The organism is Thauera sp. GDN1 (assembly GCF_029223545.1).
In the GTDB taxonomy this organism is placed as follows: Bacteria; Pseudomonadota; Gammaproteobacteria; order Burkholderiales; family Rhodocyclaceae; genus Thauera.
Map to the genome: position 1 here is coordinate 608800 of NZ_CP097870.1, position 17438 is coordinate 626237.

General features: G+C 67.0%; 14 protein-coding genes, 2 tRNA genes and 2 rRNA genes. 8 read left to right on the top strand and 10 right to left on the bottom strand.

Going from position 1 to position 17438, the window contains the following annotated elements:
- Positions 1–13 precede the first annotated feature (13 nt).
- From CKCBHOJB_RS02675 to CKCBHOJB_RS02700, 6 genes are all read left to right on the top strand, one after another.
- Positions 14–90 (top strand) — tRNA-Ile (locus CKCBHOJB_RS02675).
- Positions 91–115: 25 nt separating this feature from the next.
- Positions 116–191, top strand: a tRNA-Ala gene (locus tag CKCBHOJB_RS02680).
- Positions 192–471: 280 nt separating this feature from the next.
- A 23S ribosomal RNA gene (locus CKCBHOJB_RS02685) occupies positions 472–3358 on the top strand.
- A 110-nt stretch (positions 3359–3468) separates the two neighbouring features.
- A 5S ribosomal RNA gene (gene rrf, locus CKCBHOJB_RS02690) occupies positions 3469–3582 on the top strand.
- A gap of 139 nt (positions 3583–3721) precedes the next feature.
- Positions 3722–4885 carry a UbiH/UbiF family hydroxylase gene (locus CKCBHOJB_RS02695; protein ID WP_281050495.1) on the top strand — a complete coding sequence of 388 codons (1164 nt, stop codon included), beginning with the start codon at positions 3722–3724 and terminating at the stop codon, positions 4883–4885.
- A gap of 19 nt (positions 4886–4904) precedes the next feature.
- On the top strand, positions 4905–5633 hold the full coding sequence (locus tag CKCBHOJB_RS02700) for a DsbC family protein (RefSeq protein WP_281050496.1): 729 nt from the start codon (positions 4905–4907) through the stop codon (positions 5631–5633).
- 22 nt (positions 5634–5655) lie between these two features.
- Here the strand turns inward: CKCBHOJB_RS02700 and CKCBHOJB_RS02705 are convergent, their stop codons facing one another.
- Positions 5656–6702, bottom strand: a complete 1047-nt coding sequence (locus tag CKCBHOJB_RS02705) for a murein transglycosylase A (protein ID WP_281051597.1) — start codon at positions 6700–6702, stop codon at positions 5656–5658.
- Between the two features lie 380 nt (positions 6703–7082).
- Here CKCBHOJB_RS02705 and CKCBHOJB_RS02710 point away from each other — a divergent pair, with 380 nt between their 5' ends.
- The gene (locus CKCBHOJB_RS02710) at positions 7083–7958 is read left to right on the top strand and encodes an ATP-binding protein (protein WP_281050497.1); all 876 of its coding nucleotides are present in this window, start codon (positions 7083–7085) and stop codon (positions 7956–7958) included.
- Complete coding sequence (locus CKCBHOJB_RS02715) at positions 7955–8932, top strand: Nudix family hydrolase (RefSeq protein WP_281050498.1); 978 nt, start codon at positions 7955–7957, stop codon at positions 8930–8932. Before CKCBHOJB_RS02710 ends, CKCBHOJB_RS02715 begins: the two co-directional genes overlap by 4 nt.
- A 42-nt stretch (positions 8933–8974) precedes the next feature.
- Here the strand turns inward: CKCBHOJB_RS02715 and yacG are convergent, their stop codons facing one another.
- The 9 genes from yacG to glnL form a co-directional block, all read right to left on the bottom strand.
- On the bottom strand, positions 8975–9196 hold the full coding sequence (gene yacG, locus CKCBHOJB_RS02720; protein WP_281050499.1) for a DNA gyrase inhibitor YacG: 222 nt from the start codon (positions 9194–9196) through the stop codon (positions 8975–8977).
- Positions 9197–9203: 7 nt separating this feature from the next.
- Positions 9204–9959: a cell division protein ZapD gene (zapD, locus tag CKCBHOJB_RS02725; RefSeq protein ID WP_281050500.1), complete on the bottom strand. Its 756-nt coding sequence runs from the start codon at positions 9957–9959 to the stop codon at positions 9204–9206.
- 94 nt (positions 9960–10053) lie between these two features.
- Positions 10054–10677: a dephospho-CoA kinase gene (gene coaE, locus CKCBHOJB_RS02730; protein WP_281050501.1), complete on the bottom strand. Its 624-nt coding sequence runs from the start codon at positions 10675–10677 to the stop codon at positions 10054–10056.
- 5 nt (positions 10678–10682) lie between these two features.
- Entirely contained in the window at positions 10683–11666 is a 984-nt protein-coding gene (locus CKCBHOJB_RS02735) for an SPOR domain-containing protein (protein ID WP_281050502.1), read from the bottom strand.
- Positions 11667–11753: 87 nt separating this feature from the next.
- A complete protein-coding gene (locus CKCBHOJB_RS02740; protein ID WP_281050503.1) occupies positions 11754–13118 on the bottom strand; it encodes a TrpB-like pyridoxal phosphate-dependent enzyme in 1365 nt (454 codons plus the stop codon).
- Between the two features lie 34 nt (positions 13119–13152).
- Entirely contained in the window at positions 13153–13884 is a 732-nt protein-coding gene (locus CKCBHOJB_RS02745; RefSeq protein ID WP_281050504.1) for a type III pantothenate kinase, read from the bottom strand.
- A complete protein-coding gene (locus CKCBHOJB_RS02750; protein ID WP_281050505.1) occupies positions 13881–14672 on the bottom strand; it encodes a biotin--[acetyl-CoA-carboxylase] ligase in 792 nt (263 codons plus the stop codon). The genes CKCBHOJB_RS02745 and CKCBHOJB_RS02750 overlap by 4 nt, the downstream gene beginning before the upstream one ends.
- A 181-nt stretch (positions 14673–14853) precedes the next feature.
- Positions 14854–16272 carry a nitrogen regulation protein NR(I) gene (gene ntrC / locus CKCBHOJB_RS02755; protein WP_281050506.1) on the bottom strand — a complete coding sequence of 473 codons (1419 nt, stop codon included), beginning with the start codon at positions 16270–16272 and terminating at the stop codon, positions 14854–14856.
- 67 nt (positions 16273–16339) lie between these two features.
- Complete coding sequence (gene glnL / locus CKCBHOJB_RS02760; protein ID WP_281050507.1) at positions 16340–17407, bottom strand: nitrogen regulation protein NR(II); 1068 nt, start codon at positions 17405–17407, stop codon at positions 16340–16342.
- Positions 17408–17438: the final 31 nt, after the last annotated feature.

A 17438-nucleotide genomic window follows, 5' to 3' on the forward strand; every position in this document is an offset into this window, starting at 1 on the left:
GCCTCGGATGAGAGGGTCTGTAGCTCAGCTGGTTAGAGCACCGTCTTGATAAGGCGGGGGTCGTTGGTTCGAACCCAACCAGACCCACCAATCAATTGGTTGCTCGAAGCAGTGGGGGGCTGTAGCTCAGCTGGGAGAGCGGCGGCTTTGCAAGCCGTAGGTCGTCGGTTCGATCCCGACCAGCTCCACCAGTCGTGTCCAAGGCTCGAGACGAGAAGTAAGAGATGACGCGCACCGGTGTCGGTGTCGGTATCTCTTACTTCTTGAACGGCAGCGTAGCTGCCGGTCATTGAGGTTCGCTCTTTAACAAAGTGGAAGAAGTGCAGTACGTACCGAGCCGGTGCGTACTGCAAGTTGTGTGATTGCATTGGTCACATCACCGTTGTCAGCAGTGGTGTGGCCGCACAAACGAGTTCGTTCCTGTACGCGGGCCTTCGGGATGGCAACATCGAAGAGGGTCCAAGGTTATAGGATCAAGCGACTAAGTGCATGTGGTGGATGCCTTGGCGATCACAGGCGATGAAGGACGTGTAAGCCTGCGAAAAGCGTGGGGGAGCTGGCAATAGAGCTTTGATCCCACGATGTCCGAATGGGGAAACCCACCCCGCAAGGGGTATCCCAGACTGAATACATAGGTCTGAGGAGGCGAACCGAGCGAACTGAAACATCTAAGTAGCTCGAGGAACAGAAATCAACCGAGATTCCGCAAGTAGTGGCGAGCGAACGCGGAGCAGCCTGCACGACTAAACCATCAGCTTAGCAAAACGGTCTGGAAAGTCCGACGATACAGGGTGATAGTCCCGTATGCGAAAAGCCGGTGGCGGGTCTGAGCGTGCGACAAGTAGGGCGGGACACGAGAAATCCTGTCTGAAGATGGGGGGACCATCCTCCAAGGCTAAATACTCGTGATCGACCGATAGTGAACCAGTACCGTGAGGGAAAGGCGAAAAGAACCCCGGGAGGGGAGTGAAATAGATCCTGAAACCGCATGCATACAAACAGTGGGAGCCTCGTAAGGGGTGACTGCGTACCTTTTGTATAATGGGTCAGCGACTTACGTTCTGTAGCGAGCTTAACCGAGTAGGGGAGGCGTAGCGAAAGCGAGTCTGATAAGGGCGACTGAGTTGCAGGGCGTAGACCCGAAACCGGATGATCTATCCATGGCCAGGATGAAGGTGCCGTAACAGGTACTGGAGGTCCGAACCCACTAACGTTGAAAAGTTAGGGGATGAGCTGTGGATAGGGGTGAAAGGCTAAACAAATCCGGAAATAGCTGGTTCTCCCCGAAAACTATTTAGGTAGTGCGTCGTACGGACACTTGCGGGGGTAGAGCACTGTAATCGTTGGGGGGGTCATTGCGATCTACCCCGCGATAGCAAACTCCGAATACCGCAAAGTGATATACGGCAGACAGACATCGGGTGCTAACGTCCGGTGTCAAGAGGGAAACAACCCAGACCGCCAGCTAAGGTCCCAAATGCATGGCTAAGTGGCAAACGAGGTGGGAAGGCACAGACAGCTAGGAGGTTGGCTTAGAAGCAGCCATCCTTTAAAGAAAGCGTAATAGCTCACTAGTCGAGTCGTCCTGCGCGGAAGATGTAACGGGGCTCAAGCCATGAACCGAAGCTGCGGATGTGTCTTTGACACGTGGTAGGGGAGCGTTCCGTAAGCCTGCGAAGGTGTCTCGTAAGGGATGCTGGAGGTATCGGAAGTGCGAATGCTGACATGAGTAGCGATAAAGGGTGTGAAAAGCACCCTCGCCGTAAGCCCAAGGTTTCCTGCGCAACGTTCATCGGCGCAGGGTGAGTCGGCCCCTAAGGCGAGGCAGAAATGCGTAGTCGATGGGAAACAGGTCAATATTCCTGTACCGCTCTATGATGCGATGGGGGGACGGAGAAGGTTAGCTCGGCCATCTGTTGGAATAGGTGGTTTAAGCGTGTAGTCGTGCCGCGTAGGCAAATCCGCGTGGCTTAGATGAGGCGTGATGACGAGGATCCTCGGATCCGAAGTGAGTGATACCCAGCTTCCAGGAAAAGCCTCTAAGCTTCAGTCATAGAGTGACCGTACCGCAAACCGACACAGGTGGGCTGGTAGAGAATACCAAGGCGCTTGAGAGAACTCAGGAGAAGGAACTCGGCAAATTGATACCGTAACTTCGGGAGAAGGTATGCCCCTCGTACGTGAAAGCCCTCGCGGCTGGAGCGGAAAGGGGTCGCAGAGAATCGGTGGCTGCGACTGTTTATTAAAAACACAGCACTCTGCAAACACGAAAGTGGACGTATAGGGTGTGACGCCTGCCCGGTGCCGGAAGGTTAAGTGATGGGGTGCAAGCTCTTGATCGAAGCCCCGGTAAACGGCGGCCGTAACTATAACGGTCCTAAGGTAGCGAAATTCCTTGTCGGGTAAGTTCCGACCTGCACGAATGGCGTAACGATGGCCACACTGTCTCCTCCTGAGACTCAGCGAAGTTGAAATGTTTGTGAAGATGCAATCTCCCCGCGGCTAGACGGAAAGACCCCATGAACCTTTACTGTAGCTTTGCATTGGACTTTGACGGGACTTGTGTAGGATAGGTGGGAGGCTATGAAGCCAGGACGCTAGTTCTGGTGGAGCCGTCCTTGAAATACCACCCTGGTGTCGTCGAGGTTCTAACCCAGGCCTGTGAATCCAGGTCGGGGACCGTGCATGGTGGGCAGTTTGACTGGGGCGGTCTCCTCCCAAAAGGTAACGGAGGAGTACGAAGGTCACCTAGGTACGGTCGGACATCGTACTGATAGTGCAATGGCAAAAGGTGGCTTGACTGCGAGACCCACACGTCGAGCAGGTGCGAAAGCAGGTCATAGTGATCCGGTGGTTCTGTATGGAAGGGCCATCGCTCAACGGATAAAAGGTACTCTGGGGATAACAGGCTGATTCCGCCCAAGAGTTCACATCGACGGCGGAGTTTGGCACCTCGATGTCGGCTCATCACATCCTGGGGCTGTAGCCGGTCCCAAGGGTATGGCTGTTCGCCATTTAAAGTGGTACGTGAGCTGGGTTTAAAACGTCGTGAGACAGTTTGGTCCCTATCTGCCGTGGGCGCTGGAAGTTTGAGAGGGCCTGCTCCTAGTACGAGAGGACCGGAGTGGACGCACCCCTGGTGTACCGGTTGTGACGCCAGTCGCATCGCCGGGTAGCTATGTGCGGAAGAGATAACCGCTGAAAGCATCTAAGCGGGAAACTCGCCTCAAGATGAGACTTCCCCGGGGCCTCGAGCCCCCTGAAGGGTCGTTGAAGACCACAACGTTGATAGGCCGGGTGTGTAAGCGTGGCAACACGTTCAGCTAACCGGTACTAATTGCCCGTGTGGCTTGATCCTATAACCTTCAAAACAAAACGAACTCGACTCTCTGGTTCAACAAAACCAGACAATCACACAACACTTCTTCCTACTTTGGCCTGCGATACCGCGCAGGTGACAAGTCAAAGTCTGACGACCATAGCCGTGTGGAACCACCCCTTCCCTTCCCGAACAGGACCGTGAAACACCCGTGCGCCGATGATAGTGAGGTCCGCCCTCGTGAAAGTAGGTCATCGTCAGACTAACCCACAAAACAAACGCCCTGAGCGCCCAACCGCAATCAGGGCGTTTGGCCGTACACGCAAACGGAAACCGCGTCGCGACACCACTGCCGAGGCTGAGGCACAATGAGCGTCCTGATGTCCAAACGCTTGGAATGACGTGAAATTCGATCTCATCATTGTCGGTGGCGGGCTTGCCGGTGCGGCCCTGGCAGTGGCGCTCAGGCGCAGTCATCTGAAGATCGCGCTGGTGGAACAGGGGGCACCCAGACGGCCGGACGGCTGGGATCAGCGCATCTACGCCTACAGCCCTGCAAGCGCAGCTTTTCTCGCCGAGCTGGGTGTATGGGCTCACCTCGACCACACCCGCCTGACGGCAGTGGCGGAGATGTTGATTCACGGGGACGCAGGCGGCAGCTTGCGTTTCGACGCCTATGAAAGCGGGCTTGCGGAGTTGGCCTGGATCGGTGAATCGAGCCTGGTGCATGTCGAACTCTGGGAGAGCCTGAAGCGTCAGCATAACGTCACTCTCTTCTGCCCCGGCGTACCGGCAGCGCTCGACGTGACAGATGGCGGCGCAACCCTGCGTCTGCAGGACGGCCGGACCCTGAGCGCTGCCCTGGTGGTGGGCGCCGATGGGCGCGACTCCTGGGTCAGACGCGAGGCCAAGATCGGCGCCGCCGTGACGCCGTACGGCGAAATGGGTGTGGTTGCGAATCTCCGCTGCGCACTGCCGCATCGAGGTACCGCGTTCCAGTGGTTCATGCCCGAAGGCGTGCTGGCCTGGCTGCCGCTTCCCGAAGGCATGGTTTCGATCGTGTGGTCGGCTGCGGATGCACTTGCCGCCGAGTTGCTGGCGCTTCCGGAGGCGAACTTCTGTGCGCGGGTTGCCGCGGCCGGCGAGCACCGACTGGGACGCTTCGAGCTGGTGAGTCCGCGAGCCGCATTTCCGCTCAAGCTGATGCGGACGGAAACCGCGGTCAGTCCGCGGATCGCACTGGTCGGCGATGCCGCGCACGCGATCCATCCATTGTCCGGCCACGGCATCAATCTCGGCTTTCAGGACGCGCGCGTGCTCGCGGAGGTCCTGGGAGCGCTGCCCGCCTGGCGCGATCCGGGTGAGCTGCCGGTCCTGCGATCCTATGCGCGCCGACGGGCCGAGGAGCCTTTCCTGCTGCAGTATGCGACCCACGGCTTGAGCCGCCTGTTCGGCAGCGCGAATCCGCTGGCCGCCGCCTTGCGCAACGCCGGGATGAACCTCACCGGCCAGTTGCCAGTCTTAAAGAACGCGCTCGTCCGCTACGCGGCTAACGGGCGACTTTGAACACCCCCTGGAGATCCTGATGAATTCCTTCGCGGCACGTACCTTGCTCAAGCCCCTGTCCTTCACCTTCGCCATGACGCTCGGGGCCACTGCTCTGGCAAGCGAGGATGCGGTCAAGAAGAGCATGGAAGCCTTCATCGGCGCGCCGGCCGTCGAGTCCGTGAAAGCGACCGAGTACGGTGGCCTGTACGAGGTCGTGCTCAAGAACGGCCAACTGGTCTATACCGATGCCAAGAGCAGCTTCATCATCGACGGCAACATCATCGACACGGCGACGCGCCGCGATGTGACCGAGCAGCGCATGAACCAGCTCGCCGCGATCGATTTCTCGAAGCTGCCCCTGGATCAGGCGGTCAAGGTGGTCAAGGGCAAGGGAACGCGGGTGATCGCGACCTTCGAGGATCCGAACTGCGGCTACTGCAAGCGCCTCGGCAAGGAACTGGCCGAGATGGACGACATCACGATCTACACCTTCCTGTACCCGATCCTGAGCGAGGACTCGCGTACCAAGTCCGACAACATCTGGTGCAGCAAGGACCAGGGCAAGGTGTGGACCGACTGGGTGGTGGGCGGCAAGGCCCCGGCCGTGGCCAAATGCGACACCGCCCCCATTGCACGCAACGTCGAGCTGGGTCAGAGCCTGCGCATCAGCGGCACGCCGACCATCTTCCTCGCCGACGGCACGCGCATCGGTGGCTACGTGCCGCGTGCGGAACTCGAGAAGGCGCTCGCCGCCGTGAAGCCCTGATCGCTGCCGGCGCGCTGTCCGCTCAGCGCGCCTGTGGCGGTTCCAGGCCCTTGGGCAGCAGTACCCACATGCTGCCCTGCTGGCGCATCCTGCCGGCCTCGCGGCCGGCCTCCGCACCGAAGCCCCAGAAGAAATCCGCACGCACGACGCCCTTGATCGCGCTGCCGGTGTCCTGCGCCAGCATCAGGCGTTGCAGCGGCCTGGTGCTGAGCGGATGGGTGGTCGCCAGGAACACCGGCGCGCCCAGCGGGACGTAGCGCGGGTCGACGGCGATGCTGCGCCCGGCGCTGAGCGGCACACCGAGCGCACCGATCGGCCCGCCGTTCGAGGTGGGGAGCTCGCGGAAGAAGACATAGCTCGGGTTGGCGTTCAGCAGTTCGTCCAGGCGCTGGGGATTATCCTGGGCCCAGCGCTTGATGCCTTCCATCGATGCCTTCTCGAGCGGCAGCTCCCCCTGCGCGACCAGCCAGCGTCCGATCGACTGGTAGGGGTGGCCGTTCTGGTCCGCATAGCCGATGCGCACCAGCTTGCCGTCTGGGAGCTGGACGCGGCCGGAGCCCTGTACCTGCAGGAAGAACAGCTCGATCGGATCGTCCGCCCACAGCAGCACCGGTGCCTGCGCCTGTTCCGCGCGCTCGCCGAATTGCGCCCGGGTCCAGTAAGGAAGGACCTTGTTGCCGACCAGACGGCCGCGCAGACGCATGTTCTTCAGTTCGGGATAGACGTCGCCGAGCTCGATCGTCAGCATGTCCTTCGGCACCCCATGGATCGGCCAGGCGCTGCGCGCGCTGCGGGTCCGGCTGCCGCGGATAAGCGGCTCGTAGTAGCCGGTGACCAGGCCCTGGGTGCTGCCGTCGGCGTTCGTCAGTTGCCAGGGAGTGAAATTCGTCTCGAAGAACTGGCGCGCCGCGCCTGCGGACGGCTGCGCACCGAGCGCCGCGGCACGCTCGCAGACCGTCTTCCAGGCGGCCTGGCGCGACAGGCTCGGGCACGAGGCGCGCAGCGCCGGCCAGGCCTGCGCCGGATCGTCCTGCTGCCAGCCACTGACCGCCTGCCATGTGCTCGCCAGCAAGGGCGCGGTGGCAGGGGTTGCCGCGGCCTGCTCGCCTTGCTTGGGGCCTGCGGTGGTGCCTGTGCTGGGCTTTGCCGTCGCCGGTGCTTCCTCGGTCTCGAGTTTGGGCGCGCCCGGCGGGTGGGCGCAGGCGCCGAGGAGCAGGCCGACGAAGAGCGGTAGGGCGTGGCGACGGATGTGGAACGGGATCATCGGGGACATCGGTTGAACTCGGTGGGCATTGCCGCCAGTATACCGGTCCCCCGGGCGCTGCCGACGCATGCAGGCGAGGCCCCTTCACGAGCGCGGCAGAAGCTGGATGCCGGCGCAGTGGTCGTGGAATCCGCCACCCCCCGCAGCCCGGGAACTGCCGACAACCAGGACATCGAAACGCCCTCATGACCACCGAACTCGCCGATCTGCTGGCGCGCGCCGAACGCGTGCTCGAGCGCCTCGAGACCCTGCTGCCCGGTCCGGCGCCGCAGCCCGACTGGGAGGCCGCGCTCGCCTTCCGCTGGCAGCGCCGGCATGGACGCGGGGCGCTGAAGCCGGTGCGCCTGCCGCACCGCATCACCCTCGCCGACATCCAGGACGTCGACGACCAGAAGGCGCGCATCGACCGCAACACCCGCCAGTTCCTCGCCGGCCGGCGCGCAAACAATGTGCTGCTGACCGGCGCGCGCGGCACCGGCAAGTCCTCGCTGGTGAAGGCGCTGCTCAACGAGTACGCGCCACGGGGCCTGCGCCTGATCGAGGTGGACAAGAGCGATCTGGTCGACCTGCCCGAAATCGTCGAGCTGATCGCCGGCCGGCCCGAGCGTTTCATCCTGTTCTGCGACGACCTGTCCTTCGAGGAGGGCGAGGACGCCTACAAGGCGCTCAAGAGCGTGCTCGACGGTTCGGTGTCGGCGATGTCCGACAACGTGCTGATCTATGCCACCTCGAACCGCCGCCACCTGATGCCGGAATACCACGACGAGAACCTGCAGGCCCGCCACGTCGATGGCGAGCTGCACCCGGGCGAGGCGGTGGAGGAGAAGATTTCGCTGTCGGAGCGTTTCGGGCTGTGGATCTCCTTCTACCCCTTCAGCCAGGACGAATATCTCGACATCGTCGCGCACTGGCTGCGCAGCTTCGGGGCGAGCGCGGCGGACGTCGAGGCCGCCCGCCAGGAGGCCTTGCAGTGGGCGCTGATGCGCGGCTCTCGCTCCGGTCGCGTCGCCTGGCAGTTCGCGCGCGATCACGCCGGCCGTCTCGAGGACGAAACGGCATGACCCGCAAGCTCGTCGATGTCGCCGCCGGCGTGCTGCTGCGCCCGGATGGATCCTACCTGCTCGGCCAGCGCGCGCAGGACACGGTGTATGCCGGCTACTGGGAGTTTCCCGGCGGCAAGGTCGAGCCGGGCGAGACGCCCGCGCAGGCCCTGTGTCGCGAGCTCGACGAGGAGCTCGGCATCCGCGTCACCCGGCTGCGTCCCTGGTTGCGCCGCGAACACCTGTACGAGCACGCCCATGTCCGGCTGCACTTCTTCGAGGTCGCCGAATGGGAGGGCGAGCTCGACGACAAGGTGCACAGTGCGCTGGCCTGGGTCCGCCCCGACGGCCCCAGCCGCGAACCCATGCTGCCCGCCAACGGCCCGATCCTCAAGGCCCTGCGCCTGCCGCGCACGATGGGCATCACCCAGGCCGCCGCGCTGGGGGTTACGGCCCAGCTCGCCGCGCTCGACCGCGCGCTGGCGGGCGGTCTGCGCCTCGTCCAGGTACGCGAGGCGGGGCTCGACGCGGCCGAACGTGCGCGCTTCACCGCCGAGGTGCTGGCGCGGGTGCGGGCGCATCGCGGGCTGGTGCTGGTCAATGGCGATCTCGAGCTTGCTGCCCGGCTGGGTGCCGATGGCGTGCATCTGCCGGCGAAGATGCTGATGTCCGCGCAGGCGCGTCCGCAATTCGAATGGGTGGGCGCCTCGTGCCACACGCGCGCGGAGCTCGAGCACGCGGCGGCGCTGGGTCTCGATTACGCCCTGCTCGGGCCGGTGAAGCCGACCTCGACCCATCCCGGGCAGCCGGCCCTGGGCTGGGAGGCCTTTGCCCGCCTGGCGGCGGGACTGCCGATGCCGGTCCTCGCCCTGGGCGGACTGAGCGCGGACGACATGGCGCCCGCCCGCGATGCCGGCGCACACGGTATCGCGGCGATCCGCGGGGTGTGGGGGGATGTACGAGCCGGACGGCCCTCGGCGACCGGCGGCCGCTAGCGCTGCAGCGGCGCTTCGACGTTCGGCGAACGTCGGCGCCGTTCAGCGTCGCCGACCTTCTCCCAGGCCGGGCGGCTGGAAATCGACGTCGTCCAGTGGCGCGTCGGGCGGGGCGGTGGGCACCCGGTATTCCTCGGAAGCCCAGGCGCCGAGGTCGATCTGACGGCAGCGTGCCGAGCAGAACGGTCGCCAGGCGCTTTCCTGCTGCCAGGGCACGGGTTTTCCACAGGTCGGGCAGTTGACGACGCGTACCTTGTCGCTCATGAGCGCCTCACAGACTGCAGAAGGTGAGTTCGAAGGCGACGTCGCGCTCGGCCAGGCGCGGGCGGGCGACGGTTTCCGGCAGCATGAAGCGCACGTTCAGTGCGTACTTGTTGGCGCTGATCTCCGGCACCACGGTCTCGGCGCGCGCCAGGCGCACGCGCACCATTTGCGCGCTGCGGCCCTGCATGGTGAGCTGGAAGGCGCCGCCGCGGGCCAGCTGTGCTTCCGCGTGCCCGCTCGCACGCAGCAGGCGCAGCACGATCTCGAGGCCGTCACTGATCGGCGCCATCGGGCGGATCCAGGCGTCGAGGTCGCGGCGGCGGACCTCCGGGTCGCGATTGAGCCAGTAATGGTAGGACGGCAGGTCGAACTGGCACACCCCGCCCGGAATCGCCGCCCGGCTGCGGATGCTCATCAGCCACTCGTTCTCGCGCAGGTACTGGCCGATCTTGCCCGCCATCGCGAGCAGTCCCGCCGAGGCCTGCTCGATCTCGTACAGCGCGCCGGCGAGCGCCTCCTCGGAGATCTCGGGGTTGTTGCGGAAGGACATCAGGATCTGGCGCTGGCGCTCGAGTTCCTGCACCAGGTCGACCTTGAGGTCGGCGCGGCTGGCGACTTCGAGGGTCTCGAAGATGGTCAGCAGCGCGACATGGTGGTCCTGCGGCGCGGCGCCCGCGGTGAAGTGGGCGATCTTGAGGAAAAGATCCTCCAGACGCAGCAGCGTGCGGATGCGCTCGTTGAGAGGATATTCGTAGCTAATCACCGCACAGGATCCGCAAGTCTCGCGCCTTCTTGAATCGGGCCGATGATAGCACAGGCCCCCGTTTCACCACGTCCGCCGCGTCGCGGCGGTGCGCTCAGTCACCGATCCCGTCGGCCGCGGCCAGATAGCTCGCATGCAGGCGTTCGACCTGGGCTTCGAGCTCGGCAAGGCTGCCGCCGTTGTCGATCACGTCGTCCGCCGCGGCCAGGCGCTGCGCACGGCTCGCCTGCGCGGCCATGATGGCGCGGATCTGCTCTTCGGCCAGGCCGTTGCGCGCACGCACGCGCGCGACCTGCACCGCCTCCGGGCAGTCCACGACGCAGATCCGATCGCAGCGCTCGCGGTAAGTCCCCGACTCGACGAGCAGCGGCACCGCGAGGATCACGTACGGCCCGCTGGCCTGCCGGCATTGCCGGGCGCTCTCGTCGCGGATCATCGGGTGCAGGATCGCCTCGAGCTCGCGCCGCGCGTCCGGGTGCGCGAAGGCGAGCGCACGCATCGCCGCGCGATCCAGGCTGCCGTCCGCCGCGATCATGCCCGCGCCGAAGGCCCGGCGGATGGCATCGATGGCTGCGCCGCCGGGCGCGGTGAGGGCGTGGGCGATCAGGTCGGTGTCGACCACGCTGGCGCCGAGGGCGGCGAAGCGCGCGGTTGCGGCGCTCTTGCCGCTGCCGATGCCGCCGGTGAGGCCGACGATGTAGGGGAGTGAGCTGTGCATGGGGTTCAGTCCGGCGCGCACGCCTGGCGTCGGGTGCGCAGGCCGGGGGCCGCGGATTCGATCGTGCGCAGCTGGCCGGCCGGAATGCTGGCCTGGATGCGATAGGTCGTGGTCGTCCTCGGCTCGATCCCGGCGTTGGTGACGCCGCGGCCGCGCAACTGGCCGAGCAGCACGCGCGCGCGGTCCTCGGTCTTGAACACGCCGAGCGATACCGCATATTGCGTCGGACCCGGTTCGCGTACGATGAACATGTCGCTCACGCCGAGCAGGTTGAGCTCGACGACGCGGCGTTCGGCCTCCTCCTGGCTGCGCTGGGGCGGGATCCGCACCCACCACGAGTCGGGCGTTTCGGTGCGGGTGCGGGCGGGTGTGGCGCCGATCCGGCGCAGGCGCTGGGCGAGGCGATCGGCCTGATCGGGCGTCAGCCTGGCCCAGGCATGGCAGACCATGGGCGGGGCTGCATCGGCTGCAGGCGCGGGTTCGTTGGCCGGCTGGGTGGTGGGGGCATCCGCGGCGTTCACCGTTGCGCCGGCTGCGACTTCATCCGCGCCCGGCAGCGGTGCCTGTGCTTCGCCCGCCGGGGTTCCGGACACATCCTCGCCGCTCGCTGCCGGTGGTGTGCTCGTGTCCGTGAGCGCCTCCGTGGCGGGCGCTTCGGGAGCAGGTGTGCCGGGAAGCTCCCCGGCGGTCTCGGCGTCGGTCGCGCTCGAATCGGCCGCAGCGGAGGCGATCGCGCGGGGATCTGCCGCCGCCGGATCGACGGCGGACGGCATCGGCACCTCCGCTGCGGCCGCATCGGAGGGAGACTCGGACGTGACCGGCTCGGGCACGCGCTCGTTCGCAAGGCGGATGCGGTCGGGATGCAGCTGTGCCGCGACGCGCTCCGGCTCTCCTGCGGCCGGCGTCTGGCCGAGCCAGCCGCGCAGCGCGGCGAAGGCGAGCGCGTTGAGCATCAGCAGCAGGATGAGCAGGAAGCGCAGGGTCGTCATGCGTATGGAGCTTGGTCAATCCTTGGTCGCGGCTGAAAGTCGGCCGCGCCCCGCGGCACCGTTTTGCGGCAGGGCGCGAGCTCGCGCTCAGCCGACCTTGGGCAGGTGCGCGAGCGAGGCCGCGACCGCGTCGGCCGGGTAGTCGTAGTTCTCCAGCTTGCCCGAGAAGTAGCGCTCGTAGGAGCTCATGTCGAAGTGGCCGTGGCCCGTGAGGTTGAAGAGGATGGTCTTCGCCTCGCCGTTGGCCTTGCACTTCAGCGCCTCGTCGATCGCCTGGCGGATCGCATGGCAGGACTCCGGCGCCGGGATGATGCCCTCGGCGCGCGCGAACTGCACGCCGGCCTCGAAAGTGGCGAGCTGCGGCACCGCGGCAGCCTCGATCAGGCCGGCGTGCAGCAGGTGCGAGACCAGGGGCGAGTCGCCGTGATAGCGCAGGCCGCCGGCGTGGATGCCCGGCGGCATGAAGTCGTGGCCGAGCGTGTACATCTTCATCAGCGGCGTGAAGCCGGAGGCGTCGCCGTAGTCGTAGGCGTACTCGCCCTTGGTCAGCGTCGGGCAGGAGGTCGGCTCGACCGCGACGCAGCGCAGTCCCTCGGCACGCTTGTCGCCCGCGGCCTTGTCGGCGAGGAAGGGGAAGGCGATGCCGGCGAAGCTGGAGCCGCCGCCGCAGGGCCCGATCACCACGTCGGGGTAGAGGCCGACCTTGTCGAACTGCTTCTTGGCCTCGAGGCCGATGATGCTCTGGTGCAGCACGACGTGGTTGAGCACCGAGCCCAGGGTGTAGTTGGTGTCGGCGCGGCCGGCGGCTTCCTCGACCGCCTCGGAAATGGCGATGCCGAGCGAGCCCTGGTTGTCCGGGTTCTCGGCGAGGAGGCGGCGGCCGGTCTCGGTGTGGGGCGAGGGGCTGGCGAAGACCTCGGCGCCCCAGGTCTGCATCATCAGGCGGCGGTAGGGCTTCTGCTCGTAGCTGACCTTGACCATGTACACACGCACCTCGAGCCCGAACATCTGCCCGGCGAAGGCGATCGACGAGCCCCACTGGCCGGCGCCGGTCTCGGTGGTCAGGCGCTTGATGCCGGCCTGCTTGTTGTAGAAGGCCTGGGGCACCGCGGAGTTGGGCTTGTGCGAGCCGGCGGGCGACACGCCCTCGTACTTGAAGAAGATCTTCGCCGGGGTGCCGAGCGCCTGCTCGAGGCGCACCGCGCGCACCAGCGGGCTGGGCCGCCACAGGCGGTAGATCTCGCGCACCTCCTCGGGGATGGCGATCCAGCGCTGGGTGCTCATCTCCTGCTCGAGGATCGCGCCCGGGAAGATCGCCCCCATCTGCTCCGGCGTGGCCGGCTTGCCGTCGGGGCCGAGGGGCGGCGCCAGTGGCGACGGCAGGTCGGCGGCGACGTTGTACCAGTGGGTGGGGATGTCGGCGGCGTCGAGCAGGATGCGGGTGGCTTCCATGGTGTCTTGTCTCCCTTGATGAATGTTTTCGGTATCAGTCGGCCGGCGGCAGGCCGGCGACCGCGCCGAGGCCTGTCAGCACCAGGTTGTCCACCCTGCGCAGCGGAATCCGGAGCAGGTCGGCGAAGCTGTCGGCCGCGCCGCCGCCGAGCAGGCACAGCGCCTGCGGCTGGTCGGCGAGCTGGCGGAACATGCGCTCCACCGCGCCCGCCTGCGCCTGCAGGCAGCCGGAGTGGATCGCGTCCACCGTGCACCGCGGCTGCAGTGCGAAGCGGCCGTCGGCCAGCGGCAACTGCGCGGTGCCGCGGGCGAGCGCCTGCTGCATCAGCGAGACCCCGGGTAGGATCAGGCCGCCTAGGAACTCGCCCGCGGCCGACAGCAGGTCCACCGTGGTGGCGGTGCCGGCGGTGACGACCAGGCAGGCGTGCGGATGCAGGGCGCGGGCCCCGATCAGCGCCGCCCAGCGGTCGGCGCCGAGCTGGGCCGGGTGTTCGTACAGGTTGCGCACCCCGGCGCAGCCTGCGGTCGGCGTCAGCCACTGCAGGTGCAGGCCGGCGCAGGCAGCAGCGATGCGCGCGGCGATGTCCGCGCCGGCGACGTTGCAGCCGAATGCGCGCTGCAGCTGCGGATGACGGTCGCGCACCGCGGCGAGCATGTCGACCTCGTCGTGGGCGAGGGCTCCCTCGGCCACCGCCACGAGCGGCGCGCCAGCGGCGACGACCCGCCACTTGATGCGGGTGTTGCCGGCATCTACGAGCAGGATCACGCCGCGGCTCCCGGCTGCGGGCGCAGCGACACGTCGCCGGCCAGGATGCGCTGCAGGCCCGCATCGGTGCGCAGCAGCAGGGCGCCGTCCTCGTCCACGCCGGCACAGATGCCGTGCAGGGTCTCGCTTTCGCCGGCGATGCGCACCGGCAGCTCGGCGAAGGCGTTGCGCTGCATCCAGGCCTCGCGCAGCGCGGGGAAGCCGGCATTCGAATAGGTGTCGAGCAGGCGATGCAGCTCGCCGAGGATGGCGGCCAGGATCGCGGCGCGCGCGGGCGGCGCGGCTTCAAGGGCGCGGGCGAGGTCGGTCACGCCGGTCTGGCCGGGAATGTCGGCGTCGGCCGGCAGGCGCAGGTTGAGGCCGATGCCGATCACCGCAGCGGGCGGGCGGCCGCGGCCGGGCAGCAGGTCGATCAGGATGCCGGCGAGCTTGTCGCCATGAACGAGGACGTCGTTCGGCCACTTGAGCTGCACGCCCTGCACGCCGAGCTCCTCCAGCGCGCGCGCGAGGGCGAGGCCGACGACCAGCGACAGCCCCGCGGGCGCCGGGGCGCCGGGCACGAAGCGCCACAGCGCGGAGAAGGTGAGGCTGGCGTCGTCCCAGGACAGCCACTGTCGGCCGCGTCGCCCTCGGCCCGCGGTCTGCCGGTCGGCGACCACTACGTGGATGCGGCCGTCGTCGTGCGGGGGGGCGTCGACGAGCAGGCTGTTGGTGGATGCGCATTCGGCCACCCAGTCGATGGCGAAGTCGCCTGCCAGGGCACCCAATGCCGAGCGGAGCTCGACCACGCGGTCGCTTGCGAAGGGGGCGGCGGGGCGGGATGACGAGGGCTGGGTTGGCGGCACGGGCGGGATGGCGGGACGCGTCGAAAGCCGCATTATCCGCCATCCCGCCGCGTCGCACGAGTCCGCCGCACCGTCGTGGTGCGGCGGGCGGCACGCCCGGTGTTCGTGCCTTGGTGCGCGTGCCTCAGTGCTCGTGTTCCTCGCCGTTGCGGCCCTCATCCATGCCGAGGTCCTGGATCTTGCGGCTGATGGTGTTGCGGCCGATGCCGAGCAACTGGGCGGCCTCGATGCGGCGACCACCGGTGGCGGCGAGCGCGCGCCGGATCAGGGTGCGTTCGAACTCCCGCGTGAGGCGGTCGAAGACCTCGCCCGGGTGGGCTGCGATCAGGCGGTCGGCCTCGCTGGCGAGGCCCTCGATCCAGCTCGTCGGCGCCTCCTTGCCGGGGTGGTCGCGCATCTCGGGCGGCAGGTCGGCGACCTCGATCACCTGCGCCGGCGCCATCACGGTCAGCCAGTGGCACAGGTTCTCGAGCTGGCGCACGTTGCCGGGGAAGGGCTGGCTCTGCAGGTATTCGAGCGCCGCGTCGGAGATGCGCTTGCGCTCGACCCCGAGCTCGTGCGCGCTCTTCTGCAGGAAGTGGCGCACCAGCAGCGGAATGTCCTCGCGTCGTTCGCGCAGCGGCGGCAGGCGCAGGCGGATGACGTTGAGGCGGTGGAACAGGTCCTCGCGGAACAGGCCCTGGCGCACGCGCTCTTCCAGATCCTGGTGAGTGGCGGCGATCACCCGCACGTTGGCGCGGATCGGCTGCTGGCCGCCGACGCGGTAGAAGTGGCCGTCGGAGAGCACGCGCAGCAGCCGCGTCTGCAGTTCGGCCGGCATGTCGCCGATCTCGTCGAGGAACAGCGTGCCGCCGTCGGCCTGCTCGAAGCGCCCGCGGCGCTGGGTGGCGGCGCCGGTGAAGGCGCCGCGCTCGTGGCCGAAGAGCTCGGATTCGAGCAGGTCGCGCGGGATCGCTGCGGTGTTGATGGCGATGAAGGGCGCATCGCGGCGCGGGCTGTGGCGGTGCAGGGCGCGCGCGACCAGCTCCTTGCCGCTTCCGGATTCGCCGTTGATCAGCACGGTGGCGTGCGAGTGCGCGAGCCGGCCGATGGCGCGGAACACCTCCTGCATCGCCGGCGCCTGGCCGAGGATCTCGGGGGCGAGCGCGGTATCCTCGGCTGCACCATTCTGGTGCGCGCCCTGTTCGAGCGCGCGCCGCACCAGCGCCACCGCCTGATCGACGTCGAAGGGCTTGGGCAGGTACTCGAAGGCGCCGCCCTGGAAGGCGGACACCGCGCTGTCGAGGTCCGAATAGGCGGTCATGATGATGACCGGCAGCTGCGGATGACCGGCCTTCACCTTCTGCAGCAGGTCGAGGCCGGACTCGCCCGGCATGCGGATGTCGGAGAGCAGCACCGCCGGCGGTTGCGGCGTGCGTTCGAGTTCGGCGAGCGCATCGCTGGCCGAGCTGAAGCTGGCGTGGTGGATCCCCTCGCGACCGAGGGCCTTTTCCAGCACCCAGCGGATCGAGCGGTCGTCATCGATGATCCAGACGTCGTTCATTGTTCAATGCACCATCTTGGTGCGTCTCTTTGGCGCGTGCGCCCGGATGGTGCGGGCGACGGCGCGTTCAGACGCGGTCGGAAATCGGCAGCAGGATCGTGAAGCAGGTGCGCCCGGGACGGCTGTCCACCTCGATCATGCCTTGGTGTTGCTCGATGAAGCTCTGCGCCAGCGACAGGCCGAGCCCGCTGCCGCCATCCCGCCCCGAGACCAGCGGATAGAAGATCCGGTCGCGGATCTCCTCCGGAATGCCGGGGCCGTCGTCGATCACTTGCAATTCCAGTGCCAGCTTGTAGCGGCGCTTGGCGAGCGTGACCTGGCGGGCGATGCGGGTGCGCAGGTGGATCTCGCCGTGGCCGTCGAGCGCCTGCGCGGCGTTGCGCACGATGTTGAGCACCGCCTGGATCAGCTGCTCGCGGTCGGCCGTGAGCTCGGGCAGGCTGAGGTCGTAGTCGCGGCGGATGTCGAGCGCGGGAAACTCGGCGAGGATGAGCCGGCGCACGCGCTCGAGCACGTCGTGGATGTTGAGCGGCGCCGGGCGCATCATGCTGTGCGAGCTCAGCAGGCGATTCATCAGGTCCTGCAGGCGGTCGGCCTCGGCGATGATGACGTCGGTGAATTCGCGCAGCTGCGGATCGTCGAGCTCGTGGTGCAGCAGCTGGGCCGAGCCGCGGATGCCGCCGAGCGGGTTCTTGATCTCGTGCGCCAGGTTGCGGATCAGCTCGCGGTTGGCCTGCTGCTGGTGCAGCAGCTGCTCCTCGCGGGCGACGCGGAGCTGGGCGTCGATCGGGCGGAATTCCAGCAGCAGGCGCACGCCGGCGGTCTCGACCGGTGTCACCGTGCAGTCGAGGCGGATCGGGTCGGCGTCGCTGCGGGTGACGGTGATGTCCTGCCCGGTGTAGCTCCAGTTGGTGCGCAGCGCGTTGTCGAGTGCAGCCCCCAGCCCGGGCGGCGTGCCGAGCAGGCGTTCGAGCGGCTGGCCGAGAAGCTTGCGCTGGCTGACCGCGAACAGGTTCTCCGCGCCCGGGTTGATGTAGCGGATCACCAGCCGCCCGTCCACGAGGACGACGGCCGACGACAGCAACTCGAGGCCGGCGAAGTGTCCTGTGGCGGTGTGGCTGGGGGGAGTCGGCATGGGCGCGTCCTGGTGGTCTTCACATCGACAA

Excerpts from the sequence above, each read along its gene's own strand:
- CKCBHOJB_RS02700 (WP_281050496.1), top strand. The coding sequence starts at position 4,905 with ATGAATTCCTTCGCGGCACGTACCTTGCTCAAGCCCCTGTCCTTCACC.
- CKCBHOJB_RS02710 (WP_281050497.1), top strand. The coding sequence starts at position 7,083 with ATGACCACCGAACTCGCCGATCTGCTGGCGCGCGCCGAACGCGTGCTC.
- CKCBHOJB_RS02715 (WP_281050498.1), top strand. The coding sequence starts at position 7,955 with ATGACCCGCAAGCTCGTCGATGTCGCCGCCGGCGTGCTGCTGCGCCCG.
- yacG (WP_281050499.1), bottom strand. The coding sequence starts at position 9,196 with ATGAGCGACAAGGTACGCGTCGTCAACTGCCCGACCTGTGGAAAACCC.
- coaE (WP_281050501.1), bottom strand. The coding sequence starts at position 10,677 with ATGCACAGCTCACTCCCCTACATCGTCGGCCTCACCGGCGGCATCGGC.
- CKCBHOJB_RS02735 (WP_281050502.1), bottom strand. The coding sequence starts at position 11,666 with ATGACGACCCTGCGCTTCCTGCTCATCCTGCTGCTGATGCTCAACGCG.
- CKCBHOJB_RS02740 (WP_281050503.1), bottom strand. The coding sequence starts at position 13,118 with ATGGAAGCCACCCGCATCCTGCTCGACGCCGCCGACATCCCCACCCAC.
- ntrC (WP_281050506.1), bottom strand. The coding sequence starts at position 16,272 with ATGAACGACGTCTGGATCATCGATGACGACCGCTCGATCCGCTGGGTG.
- glnL (WP_281050507.1), bottom strand. The coding sequence starts at position 17,407 with ATGCCGACTCCCCCCAGCCACACCGCCACAGGACACTTCGCCGGCCTC.